General features: G+C 39.2%; 19 protein-coding genes, 1 tRNA gene and 2 pseudogenes. 16 read left to right on the forward strand and 6 right to left on the reverse strand.

Annotated elements, in window-relative coordinates; translation table 11 throughout:
• Positions 1-132: 132 nt before the first annotated feature.
• Positions 133-205: transfer RNA gene (locus FC36_RS03195), tRNA-Lys, on the reverse strand.
• Positions 206-543: 338 nt separating this feature from the next.
• On the reverse strand, positions 544-1,386 hold the full coding sequence (locus tag FC36_RS03200; protein ID WP_023859022.1) for a PfkB family carbohydrate kinase: 843 nt from the start codon (positions 1,384-1,386) through the stop codon (positions 544-546).
• Positions 1,387-1,643: 257 nt separating this feature from the next.
• Between FC36_RS03200 and yycF the strand changes: the two genes are divergently transcribed.
• From yycF to FC36_RS03250, 10 genes are all read left to right on the forward strand, one after another.
• Positions 1,644-2,354 carry a response regulator YycF gene (gene yycF / locus FC36_RS03205; protein WP_023859023.1) on the forward strand — a complete coding sequence of 237 codons (711 nt, stop codon included), beginning with the start codon at positions 1,644-1,646 and terminating at the stop codon, positions 2,352-2,354.
• 20 nt (positions 2,355-2,374) lie between these two features.
• Positions 2,375-4,240 carry a cell wall metabolism sensor histidine kinase WalK gene (gene walK / locus FC36_RS03210; protein WP_035189908.1) on the forward strand — a complete coding sequence of 622 codons (1,866 nt, stop codon included), beginning with the start codon at positions 2,375-2,377 and terminating at the stop codon, positions 4,238-4,240.
• Entirely contained in the window at positions 4,230-5,537 is a 1,308-nt protein-coding gene (gene yycH, locus FC36_RS03215) for a two-component system activity regulator YycH (protein ID WP_056986707.1), read from the forward strand. The genes walK and yycH overlap by 11 nt, the downstream gene beginning before the upstream one ends.
• 10 nt (positions 5,538-5,547) lie before the next feature.
• Positions 5,548-6,348, forward strand: coding sequence for a two-component system regulatory protein YycI (locus FC36_RS03220; RefSeq protein WP_025020799.1), 801 nt, complete (start codon positions 5,548-5,550; stop codon positions 6,346-6,348).
• A 15-nt stretch (positions 6,349-6,363) separates the two neighbouring features.
• Positions 6,364-7,176, forward strand: coding sequence for an MBL fold metallo-hydrolase (locus tag FC36_RS03225; RefSeq protein WP_025020800.1), 813 nt, complete (start codon positions 6,364-6,366; stop codon positions 7,174-7,176).
• Between the two features lie 80 nt (positions 7,177-7,256).
• Positions 7,257-8,519, forward strand: coding sequence for a S1C family serine protease (locus FC36_RS03230; protein WP_225349924.1), 1,263 nt, complete (start codon positions 7,257-7,259; stop codon positions 8,517-8,519).
• An 88-nt stretch (positions 8,520-8,607) separates the two neighbouring features.
• The gene (locus tag FC36_RS03235) at positions 8,608-9,303 is read left to right on the forward strand and encodes a YjjG family noncanonical pyrimidine nucleotidase (protein WP_025020802.1); all 696 of its coding nucleotides are present in this window, start codon (positions 8,608-8,610) and stop codon (positions 9,301-9,303) included.
• Between the two features lie 3 nt (positions 9,304-9,306).
• Entirely contained in the window at positions 9,307-9,786 is a 480-nt protein-coding gene (gene rlmH, locus FC36_RS03240; RefSeq protein ID WP_035189911.1) for a 23S rRNA (pseudouridine(1915)-N(3))-methyltransferase RlmH, read from the forward strand.
• A gap of 250 nt (positions 9,787-10,036) precedes the next feature.
• Positions 10,037-11,380, forward strand: a complete 1,344-nt coding sequence (nox, locus tag FC36_RS03245) for a H2O-forming NADH oxidase (protein WP_025020803.1) — start codon at positions 10,037-10,039, stop codon at positions 11,378-11,380.
• An 87-nt stretch (positions 11,381-11,467) separates the two neighbouring features.
• Complete coding sequence (locus tag FC36_RS03250; RefSeq protein WP_025020804.1) at positions 11,468-11,680, forward strand: hypothetical protein; 213 nt, start codon at positions 11,468-11,470, stop codon at positions 11,678-11,680.
• A 39-nt stretch (positions 11,681-11,719) separates the two neighbouring features.
• Here the strand turns inward: FC36_RS03250 and FC36_RS03255 are convergent, their stop codons facing one another.
• The 3 genes and pseudogenes from FC36_RS03255 to FC36_RS03265 all read right to left on the reverse strand — a co-directional run.
• Entirely contained in the window at positions 11,720-12,106 is a 387-nt protein-coding gene (locus FC36_RS03255) for a DUF956 family protein (protein WP_023859033.1), read from the reverse strand.
• Between the two features lie 21 nt (positions 12,107-12,127).
• Entirely contained in the window at positions 12,128-13,042 is a 915-nt protein-coding gene (locus FC36_RS03260; protein WP_023859034.1) for a PTS system mannose/fructose/sorbose family transporter subunit IID, read from the reverse strand.
• A gap of 15 nt (positions 13,043-13,057) precedes the next feature.
• A pseudogene (locus FC36_RS03265) lies at positions 13,058-13,513 on the reverse strand (PTS sugar transporter subunit IIC); the annotation flags it as partial.
• Positions 13,514-13,773: 260 nt separating this feature from the next.
• Between FC36_RS03265 and FC36_RS11570 the strand changes: the two are divergent.
• Positions 13,774-13,941: pseudogene (locus FC36_RS11570) on the forward strand (response regulator transcription factor); the annotation flags it as partial.
• 8 nt (positions 13,942-13,949) lie between these two features.
• Entirely contained in the window at positions 13,950-15,260 is a 1,311-nt protein-coding gene (locus FC36_RS03275; protein ID WP_035188173.1) for an ABC transporter substrate-binding protein, read from the forward strand.
• Between the two features lie 33 nt (positions 15,261-15,293).
• Here the strand turns inward: FC36_RS03275 and FC36_RS03280 are convergent, their stop codons facing one another.
• Positions 15,294-15,767 carry a nucleoside 2-deoxyribosyltransferase gene (locus FC36_RS03280; RefSeq protein WP_023859041.1) on the reverse strand — a complete coding sequence of 158 codons (474 nt, stop codon included), beginning with the start codon at positions 15,765-15,767 and terminating at the stop codon, positions 15,294-15,296.
• A 196-nt stretch (positions 15,768-15,963) separates the two neighbouring features.
• Here FC36_RS03280 and FC36_RS03285 point away from each other — a divergent pair, with 196 nt between their 5' ends.
• The 4 genes from FC36_RS03285 (at position 15,964) to FC36_RS03300 (ending at position 19,377) form a co-directional block, all read left to right on the forward strand.
• A complete protein-coding gene (locus FC36_RS03285) occupies positions 15,964-16,701 on the forward strand; it encodes a deoxynucleoside kinase (RefSeq protein ID WP_025020808.1) in 738 nt (245 codons plus the stop codon).
• Positions 16,702-16,756: 55 nt separating this feature from the next.
• The gene (locus tag FC36_RS03290; RefSeq protein WP_056986708.1) at positions 16,757-17,629 is read left to right on the forward strand and encodes a CPBP family intramembrane glutamic endopeptidase; all 873 of its coding nucleotides are present in this window, start codon (positions 16,757-16,759) and stop codon (positions 17,627-17,629) included.
• A gap of 79 nt (positions 17,630-17,708) precedes the next feature.
• Positions 17,709-18,179 carry a universal stress protein gene (locus FC36_RS03295; protein ID WP_023859044.1) on the forward strand — a complete coding sequence of 157 codons (471 nt, stop codon included), beginning with the start codon at positions 17,709-17,711 and terminating at the stop codon, positions 18,177-18,179.
• Between the two features lie 172 nt (positions 18,180-18,351).
• Entirely contained in the window at positions 18,352-19,377 is a 1,026-nt protein-coding gene (locus FC36_RS03300; RefSeq protein WP_025020810.1) for a branched-chain amino acid aminotransferase, read from the forward strand.
• Positions 19,378-19,411 lie beyond the last annotated feature (34 nt).

Raw genomic sequence — 19,411 nt, forward strand, 5'->3', positions numbered from 1 at the left:
ATGCAGTCTGTATCTATGCAACTTGTGACAGAGAACGTAAGGTTCAACCTTACAAGTCCCTCTCTTTAGAGAGGGGTAGTTGACGATAAGAAAAACCGTCAAAGTTATAACCTTGACGGTGTAAATCTCTGATGGGTGGTCAGGGGATCGAACCCTGGACCCACGGATTAAGAGTCCGTTGCTCTGCCAGCTGAGCTAACCACCCAAACCAACAATATATACTTATTGTAGCAGGATTTACCGAAAAAAACAAGAAAAAATATCGTTCACACCACACGAACGATATTTCTTGCAAGGATTTAGTTGTGTTAATATCTCTGTTAATTTGAAATTACAGAATTGTAAGGCGATAAAGCGTCTTAAGCAAGCTCCTAAAAGGAATATAATTTAGAAACTCCAGCAGTTGTAGTACATAAAACATGCCGGCGACAACCGCTAAATCTCTCATTAACTATAAGAGGTAAAATTTCCGGAATTCTTTAACCACTTAATAGTTATGATTTGCCACGATTAAAAGTCTTAAATTAAAGCTTGTTGATTAAGTTAATTATCTAATCTCATTAAAAAATCTGTCATTACGGGCGCATAATCAATCCCGAGACGGGCATCAGTTTCAGAAGGCCGGTGTGCAATGGCTAGAGAAACTAGCTCGGCAGCCATTGTCGCAGCCACACGCAGTGACTTCTGATGAGTTAAACCAGCAAGTAAAGCCGTGGTAAAGGTATCACCGGTACCAAAGAAATTCCCAGCTAACTTTGGTTGGATGATTTCAAAACCTTGGGCTTGGTCAGGACTAAGCCCAACGATGCCAATTTGGTTGTCTGGCAAGGGTAACCCGGTGATTAACGCAGATTGCAGACCAAAACGGTCGCATAACCGGGTTAAAACTTGTTTAGCATCAGCAATTGTTACGGAAGATGTAGTTTCAGCCAAGGTTTCACCTAAAAGGAATTTAGCCTCGGTGTAGTTTGGTGTAATAATTGTTGCTTGCTTAGCAAGTTGGCGCATTGCCTGGACATAAGTGTCATCAAATCCCTTGTAGAGATGATTATGGTCACCCATTACAGGATCGAGTAAAACGACAGCTTGTTTTGAAAGTAAGGTGTTAAGCTGAGCTTGCAAAACTTGCAGAGGGCGTAGTCCTAAATATCCCAGATAGACATAGTCGAACTGCAAGTTTAGTTTTTGCCAATGTTGGATAATAGCTCGCATTTCCTGGGCTAAGTCATGATAAGTGTTCTCTCCAAACCCACCTGTATGTGTCGACAAAAGGGCGGTAGGTAGGATCGTCGGCTTTAATTGACTTGCGTAAAGTAAGGGTAAGGCGCTTGTCATTGAGACTTGACCATAACAAGATAAATCTTGGCTAACTAAAACATTGGGCATGAAATCACCTTTTTCAAATGACAAAATTTAATAATCAGACTCAAATCACAGAGCCTTGTTTCATTATAGCATGGAAATGCTGATATTTAAGGATAAATAAGGATAAATTTGAAAAAAGTTGCGATTGGCTTTTTTGAAAGGGAGGAAAACATGCGGTATAATAGGAGAGTAGTGTGCAAAAAAGGTCAAAGAAGTAATTTTGACTTACTGAAAAAGTAAAAAATTCGCCAAATTGAATCGGAAAGCAGGTAAAAATTATGAAGAAAATTTTAGTTGTTGATGACGAAAAACCGATTTCGGACATTATCAAGTTTAACCTTACTAAAGAAGGGTATGAAGTTGAAACGGCTTATGATGGTGAAGAAGCTTTAAAGCAAGTAGAAGCAGTAAATCCTGATTTAATGATTTTAGATTTGATGTTACCGAAAATGGATGGGTTAGAAGTCGCGCGTGAAGTGCGTAAGACACATGACTTACCAATTATTATGGTAACTGCCAAAGATTCTGAAATCGATAAGGTTTTAGGTCTGGAAATGGGGGCCGATGACTATGTAACCAAGCCGTTTTCTAATCGGGAATTAGTTGCCCGAGTGAAGGCTAACTTACGGCGGCAATCGACAGCAGCGGCCAATGCAGCTGCGGAAGAACAAGTCACGACCGATATTACTATTGGGGAGTTAGTGATTCATCCCGATTCTTACACAGTATCTAAAAAGGATGAAAAAATCGAATTAACTCATCGGGAATTTGAGTTACTTCACTATTTAGCCAAGCACTTAGGCCAAGTAATGACCCGTGAACACCTCTTACAGACTGTTTGGGGTTATGATTATTTCGGTGATGTGCGGACGGTTGATGTGACCGTGCGGCGTTTGAGAGAAAAAATCGAGGATAATGCTAGTCGCCCAACTTGGTTAGTTACCCGGCGTGGTGTTGGTTATTATCTCCGCAATCCTGAAGCTGAATAAAAAGAAATGAAGGGAAAAAAGTGAACAAGAAAAAACACCGAGGCTTTAAATTTTGGCAGTCCATTCATTTTAAGTTTCCCCTAGTTTTTGCGCTCCTACTATTGGTTACCTTTCAAATAGTTGGAGCGATTTTTGTACAAAACCTACGGACGGAAAACATTAAAAGCTTTAAGCAAAGGGTGGAATTGTCAACTTATGTCGATAACTCCTTAATTGCCAGTCTTCAAAAGACTGACACAGAGGCGGCTAACAAAAGTATTATCCGTCTTTTGGAAAATGTGAATAATGAAAATATCACGCAGATTCAAGTAGTGGATAGTAAAGGGACTATTCGCGGGGATAGTAATGTGAATAATCGCTCCTTGGTTGGCCAAAAAACAACTAATGGCGATGTGAAGCAAGTGATTTATAAAGGGCGTTCTTTGACAAAAACAACTTATAATCGTGAAGGAAATCGTTATTATATTTCTATCACCCCGCTATTTTCCGCGAGTGGTAATACTAATACGGTGATTGGGGCAGTCTACGTCAGAGCTAATATGGAACCCGTCTATAATTCAACTAATAGTGTGGTTTTGATTTTTGCGACAGCATCTTTGATTGCAACTGGCATTGGAATGGCCTTAGCAGTAATGATTGCTCGGGCGATTACTACTCCAATTGAAGAAATGCGACGGCAAACTCAAAAAGTGGCTCGTGGGGATTACTCCGGTCATGTTCGTGTTTATAGTGAAGATGAATTAGGGGATTTTGCTCGTAACATTAATGACTTGGCAGTGCGTGTTGAAGATTCCCAGGAAACAATTGATTCTGAACGGCGACGCTTGAATATGGTACTTACTCATATGTCTGATGGGGTTTTGGGAACGGACCGGCGGGGTAATATTACTTTGATTAATGAAATGGCTCAAGAAGCCCTGAATCTCTCGGAAGAAGAAGCTTTGAATAAGTCGATTTTAGATATATTAGATATCCGGAAGAAAACCACTATTCGGGATTTAATCGAAGATCAATCGGATATGTTATTAGATTTCTCAACGCCCGAAAGAGAACAAATTTGGAATGCTTCTTTTTCCTTAATTCAAAAGGAGACAGGTTTTATTTACGGGATTGTCTGTGTTTTGCATGATGTTACAGAACAGCAGAGAATCGACCGGGAACGGCGTGAATTTGTGTCTAATGTTTCCCATGAATTACGAACCCCATTAACTAGTGTACGTTCCTATATTGAAGCTTTAAGCGAGGGGATTGATGATGCCCAAACAGAAGCCCACTTCTTCAACGTGGCGCAAAAAGAAACGGATCGGATGATTCGAATGATTAATGACCTTTTGAATTTATCACGGATGGATTCGGGACGTGTTAAGCTCAATTTAGAATTAGTAAATCTCAATGAACTTTTTAACTATATCTTGAACCGCTTTGACATGATTTTAGACGGGAATGATGAGCAAAAACCACAAAAAAACTATACAATTAAGCGCGAATTTACTGCTAAGGATTTATGGGTTGAATTGGACACCGATCGTTTTATCCAGGTAATTGATAATATCATGAATAATGCGATTAAGTACTCACCAGATGGAGGAGTAATTACTTGTCGGATGTTAGAAAGCAATAATCAAGTAATTTTAAGTATCAGTGACCAAGGTCTAGGTATTCCGCGTAAAGATTTAAATCATGTCTTTGACCGCTTCTTTAGAGTAGATAAGGCGCGTTCACGTGCCCAAGGTGGGACCGGGTTAGGTCTTGCTATTTCCAAAGAAGTTATTGAGATGCACCAAGGTAAGATTTGGGCTGATAGTATTGAAGGTAAAGGATCCACCTTCTACATTTCTCTACCTTACCAAGATTATAGTCAAGGAGATGAATGGGATGAATTCTAAATTTCGTTGGGAGATACTTTTATATGTAGGCTTAACTCTAGCGGTAATAGTTAGTTTTGTTTTTTCTTACTTAATTTGGGCTAATCCCGCCCGGGTAGGTGTTACTCAAGAAAATACGGTTTCCAAAAAGGAAGGCAAACTGACAGCCAACAGTGATAAAGTTTTAACGGATATTTATCAACCGGTAAATGTCATCGAAAATATCAGTGAAAGTGAAGCATATCAAATTTCTTCGAGCAAGGTTGATTTAGTGGAAGCTATTCAAAAAAATTTAGCTAATCGCGATTTTACACTCAAAAGTCGGCAAAGTTATCCTAGTGTACAAGCCTATCAAAAAATTCTGGGTAAATCACAAATGCTTTTACTAACCTATGCTAGTCCTGTGACGGTCAAGCAAGCGTTGGCTTGGCTAGGAAGTAAAACTAATCGCTATGAGAAACAAATGGTTAATCGAATTTTGATTCCAAGAGATAATAGCCGTGAACTTTATCTTTTAAACGACCAAGATCAGGTAGTCTATCATTATCAAACCTTAAAGAAAAGTCGTCCGCACTTAGGTCAGCTGCTAACAGATAAAGATATTACCAAGACCCTCGTTTCGCTACATCCTTTAGGCGATAAGTGGGTAAGTATTTATCCGCAAGGTATTGAGGTCGCCCAATATAGTTATCTAACAGAGCGCCAAGCAAGTGGTCTGTATGTTAACAAGCTTTTAGGGAGTATCACTAATATCACTACTAAGGAGCAAGATGGTCAAAATTTGTATACCGATGGTCAAAATCGACGCTTGAAAATTGTCAAGAAAACGGGGCAGGTAACTTATAGTAATTACAACACGAAAGAGAAAAATCTGAGTTTCGATTTTAGTAATTTGGCAAAAATGAGTTTTCGGGAAATGCTGGATTTAGGCTTGGGTGTAGACGATTTACGCTATGCAGGATATCAAAAAAATAGTATAACTTATCGGACTTACATTACGACTTATCCGCTGTTAGGAGCTGATAATATCGGTTCCTTAAACTTTCGTTATCGCAAAAATGGACAAGAGAAAATGGAATTTTCCTTGCTTTCTTTGCAGGTACCAATTCCTGCAGCCAATGATGCGGTGACTTTGCCCCCTACCCAGGAGGCTTTAGACCAGGTAGTTAAGTTAGGTTACAAGGTTAATGATATCCAAGTTGGTTACAATAGCCGTGAGAATACTTCTGCCAGTCAGGTAGTTGATCTAACACCGACATATTTCTTTTTAGTTGATAATAAATGGCAGTCTTATCAAGCCTTAACACAGTCAGAGTAGGGAGGGAATTATGGACTTTAGAAAAGTTATCCGGATTTTCTTTATTGCTTTTATTATTTTAGATCTCTTCTTGATTACTTCTTTTTTCAAGGAAGCGGGTCAATTCAGTCAAGCAACGACCACCACTGAGGGGAATAGCTTGAATTCTTTGGTTAAGAGTATGCGTAATGACCAGATTCAGATGAAGAATCTCTCACATAAAACGGGGACGGGGTACTATATTGCAGCTGCTAATGATGATTATTTACGGGAAAATGTTAATCAGCTAGAGTATAGTAATTGGAGCTATAATGATAATACCCGCCGATTAGAAGTTTCTTTTGCAACCGCAATTAAGTTGAAATCCAAAGAACAGCCACAAAAAACCTTAGATACTCTTGTTAAAGATAAAACTTTTGTAATTGCTGGAAAAAACTATCACTATGACGCGAAACTTTCGAGTGCTAAAAAGATTGTCTATACGCAAATGGTATACGGAATGCCAGTTCATAGCCGGAATGGCCAGTTAATTTTTACTATAAAAAATGGCTATGTCCAGGGCTATAGTCAAGGTTATCTAAGCAAGGTACAAATTTTACGGCAAAAGAAAACGACAATTAGTGAATTACGGGCTTTTGCTTGGTTATATCAGTATAATAAGGTTACCAGTAATACTAAGTTAGTTTGGGATGAATTAGGTTACATTAAGTTACTTTCGGTTAATGGTAATACTATTTACCAACCTGGTTGGGAGTTTTACTTAAAGAACACTACTTCTGGTAGTTACACATCAAGAATAATTAATGCATTTACTGGGGCAGTAATTGAGTAATAAAAGAGGCAAATAATGGAAAAAGAGAATGGATTGAAAGTTAGTATTCTAGCGAGTGGTAGTAAAGGAAATGCAACCTATATCGAAACACCACGTCAAAAGTTACTGATTGATGCTGGTTTATCGGGCAAGAAACTTGAAGAACTGATGCAGTCGATTAATCGTTCTTTAACGGAAGTTGATAGTCTTTTAGTAACTCACGAGCACAGTGATCACATTCAAGGTGTCGGGGTTTTGGCCCGACGTTATGACCTAAATGTTTACGCCAATGAAAAAACTTGGCAGGCCATGGATGCCAAAGTTGGTAAGATTGCGATAGAAAAAAAGCATATTTTTGCTCCTGATAGCTATCTAGCTTTAGGAGATTTAGATATTGAAAGTTTTCGCGTCTCGCATGATGCCGCTGACCCGCAATTTTATGGCTTTCATTATGATGGTTCATCTTTTGTAGCATTGACGGATACGGGATATGTTTCTGAAAGGATGATTGGGATGATTGAAAATGCCAATGCCTATCTTTTAGAGTGTAACCATGACACAAATATGTTGCGTTATGGGCGTTATCCTTGGCCTTTGAAGCAAAGAATTTTAGGCGACGAAGGTCACCTTTCAAATGATGATGGCGCACAAGTCCTAAGTGAGATTATCGGTGATACGACGAAGAAGGTTTTCTTAGGCCACCGAAGTCAAGAGAATAATACGCGGGATTTAGCGCATTTAACGGTGAGTGATGAACTTTTAGCCCAAGATTTTGCGGTAGGTGAGGACTTTACCTTGTATGATACCTATCAAAATCAGGCTACGCCCTTACAAAATGTCAAAAATTAACTAAATTTAAGCTGTTTTTTCAAGAAAAATTCATGAATAGTGAATATACTTAAAGAAAAAGTAAGATGGGGGATAAAAAGATGGAACAAGAGCAAAAAAATACGCGTCCTAAGGGTCAGATGGAACTCTGGAAAATTGTTGTCATATCTTTGTTTGCAGGTCTAGTTGGCGGACTATTAGCATTTGGAATTTGGAATCATCTCTCTAATAGTTCTGAACCTGGATCTAATAGTTTGGGAACGACCAAAACAAGTGATATTAATGTAAATGTCAGCACGCAAGCAACGAAGGCCTATGATAAGATAAAAAAAGCGGTGGTTACCGTTGAAGCTTATAGTAAAGATTCTTCTGCTTCAACCTTGGCTGAATTATTTGGTTATGAATCTGATTCGGATTCGCAATCAACTGCCACCTCTGAGGGTTCAGGTGTAATCTATAAGAAATCAGGAAATACTGCCTTTATTGTGACAAATAATCACGTGATTTCAGATGCATCTTCGTATAAAATTATTCTTTACAATGGTAAAACAGTAACGGCCAAATTAGTGGGGAAAGATGCCGTCACCGACTTAGCAGTTTTGAAAATCAATGCCCAAAATGTCAGTCAAGTGGCAAGTTTCGGGGATTCTAATGATATTAAGGTCGGAGAAACAGCTTTAGCAATTGGATCACCAATGGGCTCTGCTTATGCTTCAACTTTAACTCAAGGAATTATTTCTGCGAAGAACCGCACCGTGACTGGTTCAACAGGCTCAACTACTGTTATTCAAACTGATGCAGCCATTAATTCAGGAAATTCAGGTGGGGCTTTGGTTAACTTAGCTGGTCAAGTAATTGGGATTAATTCCATGAAGTTATCCGGTTCGTCTTCCTCTGAAAACGCTAGTGTTGAAGGAATGGGCTTTGCTATTCCAAGTAATGAAGTAGTTAAGGTTATTAATGAATTGGTCAAGAACGGTAAAATCACCAGACCTGCTCTTGGGGTCGGCACGGTGAATGTAACAGATGTTTCTGACGATTCTAAAACTTCCATTCTTAAGCTACCTTCAAGTGTTGAAAATGGGGTAGTTGTTATGACGGTTCAAGATGACTCTCCAGTTAAAGGGATAATTTCCAAATACGATACCATTGTTTCTTTAGGTGGTAAGAAAGTTACGGATTTGACTAGTTTACGCTCCGCACTATATGCTAATAAGTTAAATGATACGGTCGAAATTCAGTACTATCATAATGGTAAGTTGAAAAAAGAAAATATTAAGCTAACTTTGAAGGCTAATAGCTCGAATACAACCACTAGTGAAAGCCAAGCACAATCAGAAGAAAGTTACGGCGACTCCTATTAAAAGAAAAATCCAACCATCACTGAAGACGGTTGGATTTTTTGATATAATCAAGTATAGTTTATAGCTAAAAGTTAAGAGGTGGAAAATTTTGAGCAAGTATAAGTATCTATTGTTTGATATTGATGATAATTTATTGGACTTTCAAGCTAGTGAAGACATAGCATTAGGGAAGATGTTTACTTATGTGGGACTTGAAGATAGCCCAGAAGTTCGTGCCCGTTACCACCGTTATAACCGAGCGATGTGGTCTTCGTTGGAAAAGGGCTATATTAGTCGGGAGTACCTTTTTTTGAAGCGCTTTGCTAGTTTTTTAGACAAAATTTACGATATTCAAGTAGATAATCCGCAAACTTTGGATGATAAGTATCAAACTTGGCTAAGTCAAGAACATCGCCTAATTCCTGGAGCCCTAGAAACCTTACAAACTTTGAAGACCCAAGGTTACCATCTTTATGTGGTAACTAATGGGGTAGCTTCAACCCAAAAACAAAGATTAAAAGATTCAGGCTTAAACCAATACTTTGAAAAGGTCTTTATTTCTGAGGAAATTGGTGCCCAAAAGCCGGCTTTGGCTTTTTTTGATTATGTTTTTGCACACAGTGAGGCTAAGCGAGAAGAAAGTTTGGTTCTAGGTGATACTTTATCGTCAGATATTTTAGGTGCCAACAATGCAGGAATTGATTCTGTTTGGTTTAATCCAAAATGGCAACCAAATCATAGTGAGGCCAAGCCAACCTATGCGATTAAACGGTGGTCTGATTTAGGCAAATTTTTGGAGGCTTAGAGTGTGAATATTAAGATTATTGGAGTTGGAAAGATAAAAGAAAAGTATCTCAAGCAAGGGATTGCAGAATATGCCAAGCGTTTGAGTAAGTTCTGTAAGTTTGAAGTAGTTGAGGTTCCTGACGAAAAAGCCCCTGAAAAATTAAGCCCTTCTGAGATGGCGAGCGTTAAGCAAAAAGAAGGTGAACGGATTCTTGCCAGAATTAAGGAGCGCGAATATGTTTATGCTTTAGCGATTGAAGGGAAGCAAAGAGCTTCAGAGGAATTTGCTGAGGAATTAGATCGTTTAGCGACCTATGGTAAGAGTGACATCACTTTTGTCATCGGAGGATCTTTAGGTTTAAGCCCTGAAGTTATGCAGCGATCTGATGCTCAGATTTCCTTTGGGAAGTTAACCTTACCACATCAATTAATGCGCTTGGTTTTAACGGAACAAATTTATCGTTGTTACATGATTAATGCGGGCTCGCCCTACCACAAGTGAAGAAGGTACATCAAAACATCTCGTCGTGAGATGTTTTTTTATGTGAATTTTCTAATTTTAAAATGCTGTTATACGGGTGTTTTTTTACGATTTTCAATAGAAAATAACTTAAATTTAGCTAAAATAAGAGAAAATTCATTTCGCAAAACATTTTTTTCTTGTAAAATACTGCACATGCGGTGTACAATGTATTTGTAAAGAAAAAGAAAGCGTTTCAATATAAAGCGATGATGAGAGGGGATATTTTATTATGTCAAGAACTGTAATTATTGGAGCTAACCACGCGGGTATCGCTGCTGCTAACACCTTGTTGGACAACTATCCTGACCAAGAAGTGGTCTTAGTCGATCGTAATACTAATTTGAGTTACCTAGGTTGTGGGACTGCTTTGTGGGTTGGACGTCAAATTGAAGACTATCATGGACTATTCTATACTAAAAAAGAAGACTTTGAAGCTAAGGGAGCAAAAATTTACATGGAAACCAGTGTTAATGATATTGACTATGCTGGTAAAAAGGTTCATTGTCATCCCTTGACAGGCGGAGATGATTTTACTCTTGAATATGACCACCTGTTACTAACTACGGGTTCGACGCCAATTTCACCAAACGTACCTGGCCGTGATTTGGATGGCATTCACTTCTTGAAGCTTTTCCAAGATGGTCAAGATGTAGATAAGGAAATGTCAAAGCCAGAGGTTCAAACTGTGGCTGTAATCGGGGCTGGTTACATCGGGGTGGAAGTGGCTGAGGCTGCTAAGCGTCGTGGTAAGAAGGTTTTGGTCTTTGATGCGGCGCCTACGTGTCTGGCTAACTACTATGACCCAGAATTCTCCAGCATGATGGAAGAAAACTTGAAGGAACACGACTTAGAGTTACATTTTGGTAAGTTAGTTTCTGAATACAAGGGTGATGTAAATGGTCGTGTTAACCAAGTGGTGACAAAGGAAGGCGAAACATACGACGTTGACTTAGTAATTAACGCCATTGGTTTCCGTCCTAATAACGACTTAGGGAAAGATCACCTAGACTTATTTGCTAATGGGGCATACAAGGTTGACCGCCATCAAGTAACTAGTGATCCAGCTGTTTATGCTGCTGGTGACTGTGCGACGATTTACTCTAATGCACTTGACGGTGATACTTACATCGCCTTAGCTTCCAATGCCGTTCGTTCCGGGATTGTGGCTGGTCACAATATTGGTGGTACAGCTCTGGAAGCTATCGGGGTACAAGGTTCCAACGGGATTTCTATCTTTGGCTTGAACCTAGTTTCAACTGGACTTTCTGTTGAATCAGCTGCCAAGTTTGGAGTTGATGTAGCTTACACCGACTTTGAAGATTTACAAAAACCTGCTTTCATGAAGGTTAATGACAAAGTAAAAATTCGTATTGTTTATGAAAAATCATCTCGTCGGGTTGTAGGAGCGCAATTAGCATCTAAGGCAGATGTTTCTATGGCAATCCACATGTTCTCCTTAGCTATCCAAGAACATGTAACTATTGACAAATTGAGTCTCTTAGATATTTTCTTCTTGCCACACTTCAACCAACCATACAACTACATCACGATGGCTGCTTTAGGTGCTAAATAACCTAAGTTAATCCTCGTCGCTATTGGAGTGGCGGGGATTTTTTGCAACCTAAATCGGCTAAGGCTATAATGAATATGAGGTGATGATATGGAATTCAGTCAAACGGCATATCAAGAGTTTAAGGCGGAGTTAGAAGAGGTGGAAACTTTGTTTAATGACTCTATTGCCTTATCTCATGCTGGTCGCTCGGTTTTAATTACGAAGCTTAATAAGTTACGCGTGAAAGCGCGTGCTTTTGTAGATTCGGGTGAAGGTGGGGAAGTTGAGAAATCAGAAAAAATTGAAAAAACAGTGCGTTAAAAACAGCCCGTCATCGTGACGGGCTGTTTTTATGTGTTGTTAGACTTTATGTGAGAAGAGACTACCTAAGTTGCTGAAGCGTAGCTTGAGGAGGTAAAAGGCACTTGGCGCTTTGCGTAAGCTTTCGCGAGGAATATGGGCCTGAATGGCTTTCAGGGTCGCACGACTATTACGTGTTGAAAATCTGAAGGTACCATTATTCTTGGTGCGAATTTCAAAGCGAGGAATATATTTACCACCGAAGTAAACATCAGCGACAACATAAGCAATTTCATCCCAAGGAATTTGAATGTAATCTTGTAATTTGGTGTCGTTGTAGAATTCAAAGGCACAATCTCCAACCATGACATGGCCATAGAAGGGGCCGTTTTTGTACCAGGTGCCCTTATCTGTCAGCTCTCTTGTAGTGTTTAGTGATTGTACCATTTTATCTCAACCTTTCTTAAATTACAGTAAACCGATCACGTGTAAGACGATAGCTAAAACGAAGATTCCTAAGATGATAACGATTGGAGAAACTTTCTTCTTCAATAACCACATGCAAAGGAAGGTTAAACCAAGTGCCGCTAAACCAGGAACTAATTGGTCTAAGTTATCTTGTAAAGTGGTGGTCTTAGTAGCATCAATGGAACGTCCAGCTGCGTATTGGCTGAAAGCTTCCTTCAAACCTTTAGCACCAGCAGGTAACTTGTCCCAGTCGATGTAAGCCCCTTTTTGTTGCTTAACTTCAGAAACGACAGGTGTGAAAGTGATGGAAACCCAACGTTGAATCAAGGAACCAATCACGAACATCCCCATCATAGAAGCTCCGCGGGTAACCTTTTGTAATAAGCCACCAGATAGGTCATCAGTGATGGCCGTCCCGGCCTTGTAACCAAATTCTTGGGTGTACCATTTAACAACGGCGGCCATAATGTTCCATAAAATGAAGAAAACTAATGGACCAGCTAAGTTACCAGAAACAGCAAGGGAAGCTCCTAGAGAAAGGAGAATAGGACGTAAGGTGAACCAAAAGAGGGGGTCACCGGCCCCGGCCAAAGGTCCCATCATCCCAATTTTAACCCCAGAAATTGCCGCGTCATCAACATTTGCTCCGTTGGCACGTTCTTCTTCTAAGGCCATGGTTACCCCGAAAATTGGGTTTGCCATGAAGGGGTGGGTGTTAAAAAATTCCAAGTGGCGCTTCAAAGCAGCAGCGCGGTCTTCTTTTTTACTGTAAAGTTTTTTAATGGCAGGGATCAAAGTGTAAGCGACCCCACCGTTTTGCATCCGTTCGTAGTTAAAAGAACTTAATAGGAAGTAGGAACGACCGAACATCTTAAAACGGTCTGCTTTTGTTAAAGTAATTTTCTTATCAGCCATGTTTTTGTCCTCCTCTTAGAAATCTTCTAAAATTTCACCCAATGGGTCACCAGAACCGTTACCACCGTTAGATGAACCGTTGGAGTTATTACTGTTACCGCCTTCTAAGGCTAAGAATAAGACAGCCAAGCAGACCCCGATAATCCCTAAGGAAATCAAAGTTAATTGTTGGATGGCTGCTAAAGCGAAACCAAGGAAGAAGAAAGGCCAAACTTCACGGCTGGACATCATGTTGATAACCATGGCGTAACCTACGGCCACAACCATGCCCCCACCGATAGTCATCCCGGCAGTTAACCATTCAGGCATAGACTCAAGTCCTTGGCGCACTAAGCTAACGGGGATTAGCATTAAAAGTAAGGCAGGTACGGCTACCCGCAAACCTTGGAGACACATCCCGATGAAGTGCCACACTTGAATACCGTTGATATCGGCTTGTTCGGCGCGACTGTCCATAATATGAGCAATGAACACTAAAAAATAAATATTATTGGGGAATTTTCATCATTGTTGCGGGTATGATTTTACTCCTATCAAATGATCGTCTTTTAGATTCGATAATTACACTGCCTAGTTTGGATACTTATATTGGTATGTTACCTTTAAGATTGGGAATTTTAGTGACGTTCATTCGTAATTTTTTGACAACGATAAATATTGTAATTTTTGCAGCTGCCCTTTTTACTTATGTGGTTTACATTACTAATGAGCAACGTAATATCGAAGAAGAAATTCAACAAGTCGGCCGGGGGTTATCAAATAAAGAAATTTCGCAAAAACTCTTCCTATCAGAAGGGACGGTGCGCAACCACCTATCGCACATTTTAGCTAAGTTGGACTTACGTGACCGCACGCAATTAGCAATTTGGGCGGTTCAAAATGGTGGGCATAACGGATGAAGGCTAGGATGAAAAAGTTAAGCAGTCTACTAGGCGTCTTACTATTGTTATTATTTCTGGGGGGTGGTTGGTATTTCTATCAAAAATCACCAAAGGTTATTACCATCGGTTATTATAGCGACAGTAGCTGGGAAGTGCCAAACGACCAGGAATATAAGTTTATTGATTACGCCATTAAGAAGTTTGAAAAAGAAAATCCGCACGTCAAAGTTAAGTATGAAAGTGGTATTAGCAAAAATGATTACTTAGCTTGGTTATCTAATAAAATTATCAAAAATCAAATGCCCGATGTTTTTGTTGTGCCTCCACGCCAACTGGGATTTTTGGCTTCTTTAAAAGCTATGAAAAAATTAGATAATTTTATCAATATTGATAAAATATCTCCCCAGAACTATTATCCAGCTAGTTGGGTGGCGGGGAATTATCAAGGCAATCAATACGCTATCCCTTTAGAAAATAATCCAACTTTGATGTGTGTCAATACGGATTTATTATCCAAGGAGGGGATTGAGATTCCTCATTCGGGTTGGACCGTACAAGAATTTTATGATATTTGTCGGCGAGTAACCAAGGATACCAATCATGACGGGGTTATTGACCAATATGGCTATGCCGACTATACTTGGCAAGATACCGCTCAAGCTTATGGGGCGAAACTTTTTAACGATAGTGGGACAGAAAGTTATCTCAATTCTGAAAAATTCCGAAAGTCACTGGTGATGACGGAAAAAATTTATAACCTCCAAAAAGGTTATAAAGTTTCCGCAGATGATTTTGACCAAGGTAAAGTGGCCTTTTTACCCATGACCTTAGCACAATATCGAACTTATGAGTCTTACCCGTATCGAATCTCGCGGTATTCGACCTTCTCTTGGGCTTGTATCCGGATGCCAGCGGTGAATAATCGGGTTAATGCGACGGTTGTCGATACTTCGATGGTCGCTATGGCAGCTCATAGTCACCATCCTTATTTAGCCTGGAAATTTATGAGGATGTTGAGTTATGATAGCCAGATTCAAACTAAACTCTTTGATGATTCGCAAGGGGCAGCGGTTTTAAAAAAAGTTATGCAAAGCAAGAATGTTGAAGCTAATTTAGCGGGAAGTGGTAAGGGTGACCAAGCTCTAACGGCACAAAAATTTACTAGTATTATGGCTAAGTCACAAGATGTTCCCAAATTCAAAGAGTATAACGCAGCATTGGGAAAAGTTGATTATCTAATTAATCGTGCGTTGAAGAATGGTGATATTAGTACGCAATTATCAGATATTCAAAGTCAAATTCAAGTGGAATTAAAAAGTGGTTTGGACAAAAAATAGCAAGAGTGATGAGCTCTTGCTATTTTGGTGTCCTTAGATTACATCCCGATTGTTGTTAAAGTGAGGCATCATAACATCAAAATCATAAGTCTTCAAGTCAGTCAATCCATTTTGACTGGCATCAAAGTAAGCGGTCATAGCTTGACGAATCATTAAGTTAAGTTCTTTTTGAGGGTCGAATTGTACGATAACAACCGGTGTGTGGGTTCCATAAGCTAGTCCGACCTCAAACATTGTTCCAGAATCAGCTTCATTGTCACTTTCTTCCATCTTGTAATCAACGATGGCAACCATAACATCATTTTGATAAATTTGGTTAGTGTCTAACATGAAGGCAGCTTTTTGCCATTCAAGGGAACCGAATTCGGCCTCTTGATAAGGGTGTGCCTCTGGTTCAAAAATACGCCCAATAGTAGGATTAGCTTCTAAAGCTTCTCTAACTACTTGGATACGTTCTTTTTGTTGAGGGCTAAAAAATGGGGCAGCTAAGTAAACGTTTTTAGTCATAATTCTCTCCTTTAAAATCCTAATCTTGAGACAAGATATGGTAGTATTTATAGAAAAATCATACCACATCTTGTAAATTTCTGCTTTATTTTTTAGCACAGAACGGGTATTATAGATAGGGCAGGCTAACGTTTTGGGCCTGGAAAAAAGTGGCTGGCGTAAAACCAGCTTAATAAGAAAGGATGCTTCAATCATTTTGATTACTTTATCTGGTATTATCGGTTCTGGGAAATCTAGCCTTACGGAAATTTTGGCCAACGAATTAGGAACCAAAGCGTATTACGAACCTGTAAAGGACAACCCTGTCTTGCCAATTTTCTATAAGGGAAATGAAATTGCTGCTAAAAAGCGAGCTCAAGGAGATAAGGATGCTACCAACCCTTATGCGTACTTGTTACAAACTTTCTTCTTAAACCGTCGTTTCCAAATGATTAAGGCTGCGATGGTGGAAGATAACAATATCTTAGACCGCTCTATTTATGAAGACGAAATCTTTATGAAGATGAATACAGAAATGGGTAATGCGACGGAAGTCGAATATGATATTTACAAGAGCTTACTTAACAATATGATGGAAGAATTGCCATTTGCTTCCCACAAGAAGTCTCCCGACTTGATGATTACCATTAAAGTTTCTTATGAAACGATGTTGAAACGTATCCAAAAGCGGGGACGGGAATATGAGCAAGTTGACCAAGATCCATCATTGGTTGATTACTACCAACGTTTGTTGAAGCAATACGATCAATGGATGGCCGAATATGATGCTTCGCCATTATTAATTATTGATGGTGATAAGTATGATTTTGTATCGGATGTTAATGATCGTGTCGAAGTTTTAGAAACGATTGAAAACCGTTTAGTCGACTTGGGGAATTTAACTCAAGAACAAGCTTTAGAATTACAAGCACAACACAAAAAACTAATTATATAAGAAGAGAGCCTACGGGCTCTTTTTTGTTGTATAATGGCTGTGATGGAGGTGAAACATGAAAAAATTTAAAGGTGACGTATCAGTGCTGTGGTGGCGCTTATTGCAATATTCTCTTCTATTTACGCTCGGAGTCTTAATGACCCGGATAGTAATGAATGAATATCTCGGTCAAAGCCAAACTCAGGTACAAGCTAGTGGGTTACCCTATTTTCTCGGGATTTTTCTGGCGATGCTAGGCCTAAGACAAACTAATTTAAATCAACTTTTGTGTCATCCAACCAGCCACAAAAGTCCAGATTGGTTAGTACTTGTTGCCATGATTTTAGTGATTTTAGGGATTCAAACTCTAACTACCCTTTATAGTCATGTTTTAGCGACACTTTTACATCGTTTTAACTATGGAATCCAAGCCCAGGTTGAAGCTTCAAGTGCTAATTCTACGACTTGGGGGATGTGGCTTTATTCAGTGATTTTAGCCCCCTTAACAGAGGAATTAGTTTTTCGGGGGTATATCCTTGGTAATTTGAAGCAATATGGTAGGTCTGTAGCCCTAGGATTATCAGCATTTATGTTTGGACTATATCATATGAATGCTATTCAAACACCTTTTGCCTTTGCGATTGGGCTTATTTTAGGCTATTTAGCGCTTGAATATGGTTTGGTTTGGGCTATCATTTTTCACCTTGGGAATAATCTCTTTAGCGAAATAATGAATCAGGTAACGGATAAAACGTGGTTAATGGTTGACAACTTTGCGGGTTTGGTAGGAATTGCGGTGATTATTTACTTAGGAGTTAAGTTTTTTAAAATAAAAGTTCAATCACAAAAATTAAAAGATAAACTAGTGGTAAGTTTATGGAATCCACCAGCCGTGATATACCTAGCTTATTGTTTCTATACTATTGTGGAATCATTGAATAATATTTAAAAAAATAAATAAAACGCTTGCAAAGAACAGTTAAAAAGATTATGATAAAGGTGAAAGATAAAGAAGGTAGGGGAAGAACATGAGTCAAGATTACAAGAAAATTTTAGTTACAATCGATGGTTCCAAAGGATCAGAAATTGCCTTACAAACAGCCCTTGATATTTTAGAACGTTCCAAGGATGGACATTTAGACATCTTAAGTGTTTTAGATTTAAATTCTTTGGAATATGGTGGTGCCGGCATTGCTTTAGATGGTGAAAAAATTTACCAAATAGAACAAGACAACGAAGAATACCTCCTTCAAAAACGTCAAAATATTCTTGACAAATACCACTTAGCACCGGAACAAGTAAGTGTGCACTTACGTTTCGGAAATCCTAAATCTGTAATCGTCAATGACTTCCAACCAGAATACGAAAATGATTTAATCGTGGTGGGAGCAACAGGTAAGAATTTCTTACAAAGGATTATTGTCGGTTCTGTAGCTTCATATGTTACTCGTGCCGCCCGTTGTGATGTTTTAATTGCAAAAGACAGTAGCGTAGAATAAGAATTGGGAAGTCTCTGGACTTCTTTTTTTATGGAATTTTATTAAAAAATAATTGTAAAACTCTTAAAAAATATTGACAAATAGCGACTTTTTTCTTATGATAAAGGCATTAAATCTTCCCAAGTTATTTGGGATTAACTTGAACGTACATAGATTTAGGAGGAAAAAGCGTATGGCTAAAGAAAAATTAGAAGATTTAGAATGGACTAATTTAGGGTTTAAATATCGTGACTTACCATATAGTTTTCAAGCCGTGTATAAGGATGGTGCTTGGCAAGAAGGTGGTCTGACTGAAGATTCCACGATTGTTTTATCTGAAGCTGCGCAAGTGCTTCATTATGGACAAGAAGTCTTCGAGGGCTTGAAGGCTTACCGCTGGAAAGATGGAAGTTTGCACCTATTCCGTCCTGAAGAAAATGCAGCGCGCTTACGTCGTTCTGCTGAACGGATGTCAATGGCACCTTATCCTGAAGACAAATTTGTTGAAGCATGTAAAGAAGTTGTGAAAGCTAATGCTGATTTTGTTCCGCCATATGGATCAGGCGGGACGTTATATCTCCGTCCATTTTTGATTGGTTCTGAACCCATTGTAGGGGTGGATGCCGCTCAGGAATATATTTTTAGAATTTACGCTACCCCTGTAGGGGCCTACATTAATGGTTTACACCCAGCGGCTTATATGGTTTCAGCCTATGACCGTGCAGCTCATGCCGGGACTGGTCGAGCTAAGACTTCAGGAAACTACGCTGCTAGTCTTTACCCTCACGAATTAGCTAAGAAATTAGGTTATGCAGATGCCTTATACTTAGATCCACGCGAACACAAATATGTGGATGAATTTGGGGGTGCCAACTTCTTTGGAATTACCAAGGAAGGTAACTTTGTCACTCCTAAATCAGTTTCAGTTTTACCATCAATCACTAAGAAATCTCTCTTGGTAGTAGCGCAAGACTTGGGGTTGAATCCTCAAGAAGTGCGTATTCCATTTGATGAAATAGATGACTTAGTAGAAGCCGGAGCGATGGGGACAGCTGCTGTTATTTCACCAGTGGGCTCTTTAACTTACAATGATGAAAAACACGTCTTCTACTCCGAAACAGAAGCCGGACCTATTACAACCAAGTTATATGAAACTTTAACTGGGATTCAAAATGGTGATTTACCAGATACACATAATTGGACGGTACCGGTCGAATAAATTAAAATATGAAAGCACTTCTCAGGGGAGAAGT

The organism is Ligilactobacillus equi DSM 15833 = JCM 10991, assembly GCF_001435735.1.
GTDB lineage: Bacteria > Bacillota > Bacilli > Lactobacillales > Lactobacillaceae > Ligilactobacillus > Ligilactobacillus equi.

Bases quoted from the DNA above. Each gene is read 5' to 3' on its own strand.
- FC36_RS03200 (WP_023859022.1), bottom strand. From the start codon at position 1,386: ATGCCCAATGTTTTAGTTAGCCAAGATTTATCTTGTTATGGTCAAGTC.
- yycF (WP_023859023.1), top strand. From the start codon at position 1,644: ATGAAGAAAATTTTAGTTGTTGATGACGAAAAACCGATTTCGGACATT.
- yycH (WP_056986707.1), top strand. From the start codon at position 4,230: ATGAATTCTAAATTTCGTTGGGAGATACTTTTATATGTAGGCTTAACT.
- FC36_RS03220 (WP_025020799.1), top strand. From the start codon at position 5,548: ATGGACTTTAGAAAAGTTATCCGGATTTTCTTTATTGCTTTTATTATT.
- FC36_RS03225 (WP_025020800.1), top strand. From the start codon at position 6,364: ATGGAAAAAGAGAATGGATTGAAAGTTAGTATTCTAGCGAGTGGTAGT.
- FC36_RS03230 (WP_225349924.1), top strand. From the start codon at position 7,257: ATGGAACAAGAGCAAAAAAATACGCGTCCTAAGGGTCAGATGGAACTC.
- nox (WP_025020803.1), top strand. From the start codon at position 10,037: ATGTCAAGAACTGTAATTATTGGAGCTAACCACGCGGGTATCGCTGCT.
- FC36_RS03250 (WP_025020804.1), top strand. From the start codon at position 11,468: ATGGAATTCAGTCAAACGGCATATCAAGAGTTTAAGGCGGAGTTAGAA.
- FC36_RS03255 (WP_023859033.1), bottom strand. From the start codon at position 12,106: ATGGTACAATCACTAAACACTACAAGAGAGCTGACAGATAAGGGCACC.
- FC36_RS03260 (WP_023859034.1), bottom strand. From the start codon at position 13,042: ATGGCTGATAAGAAAATTACTTTAACAAAAGCAGACCGTTTTAAGATG.
- FC36_RS03275 (WP_035188173.1), top strand. From the start codon at position 13,950: ATGAAAAAGTTAAGCAGTCTACTAGGCGTCTTACTATTGTTATTATTT.
- FC36_RS03280 (WP_023859041.1), bottom strand. From the start codon at position 15,767: ATGACTAAAAACGTTTACTTAGCTGCCCCATTTTTTAGCCCTCAACAA.
- FC36_RS03290 (WP_056986708.1), top strand. From the start codon at position 16,757: ATGAAAAAATTTAAAGGTGACGTATCAGTGCTGTGGTGGCGCTTATTG.
- FC36_RS03295 (WP_023859044.1), top strand. From the start codon at position 17,709: ATGAGTCAAGATTACAAGAAAATTTTAGTTACAATCGATGGTTCCAAA.
- FC36_RS03300 (WP_025020810.1), top strand. From the start codon at position 18,352: ATGGCTAAAGAAAAATTAGAAGATTTAGAATGGACTAATTTAGGGTTT.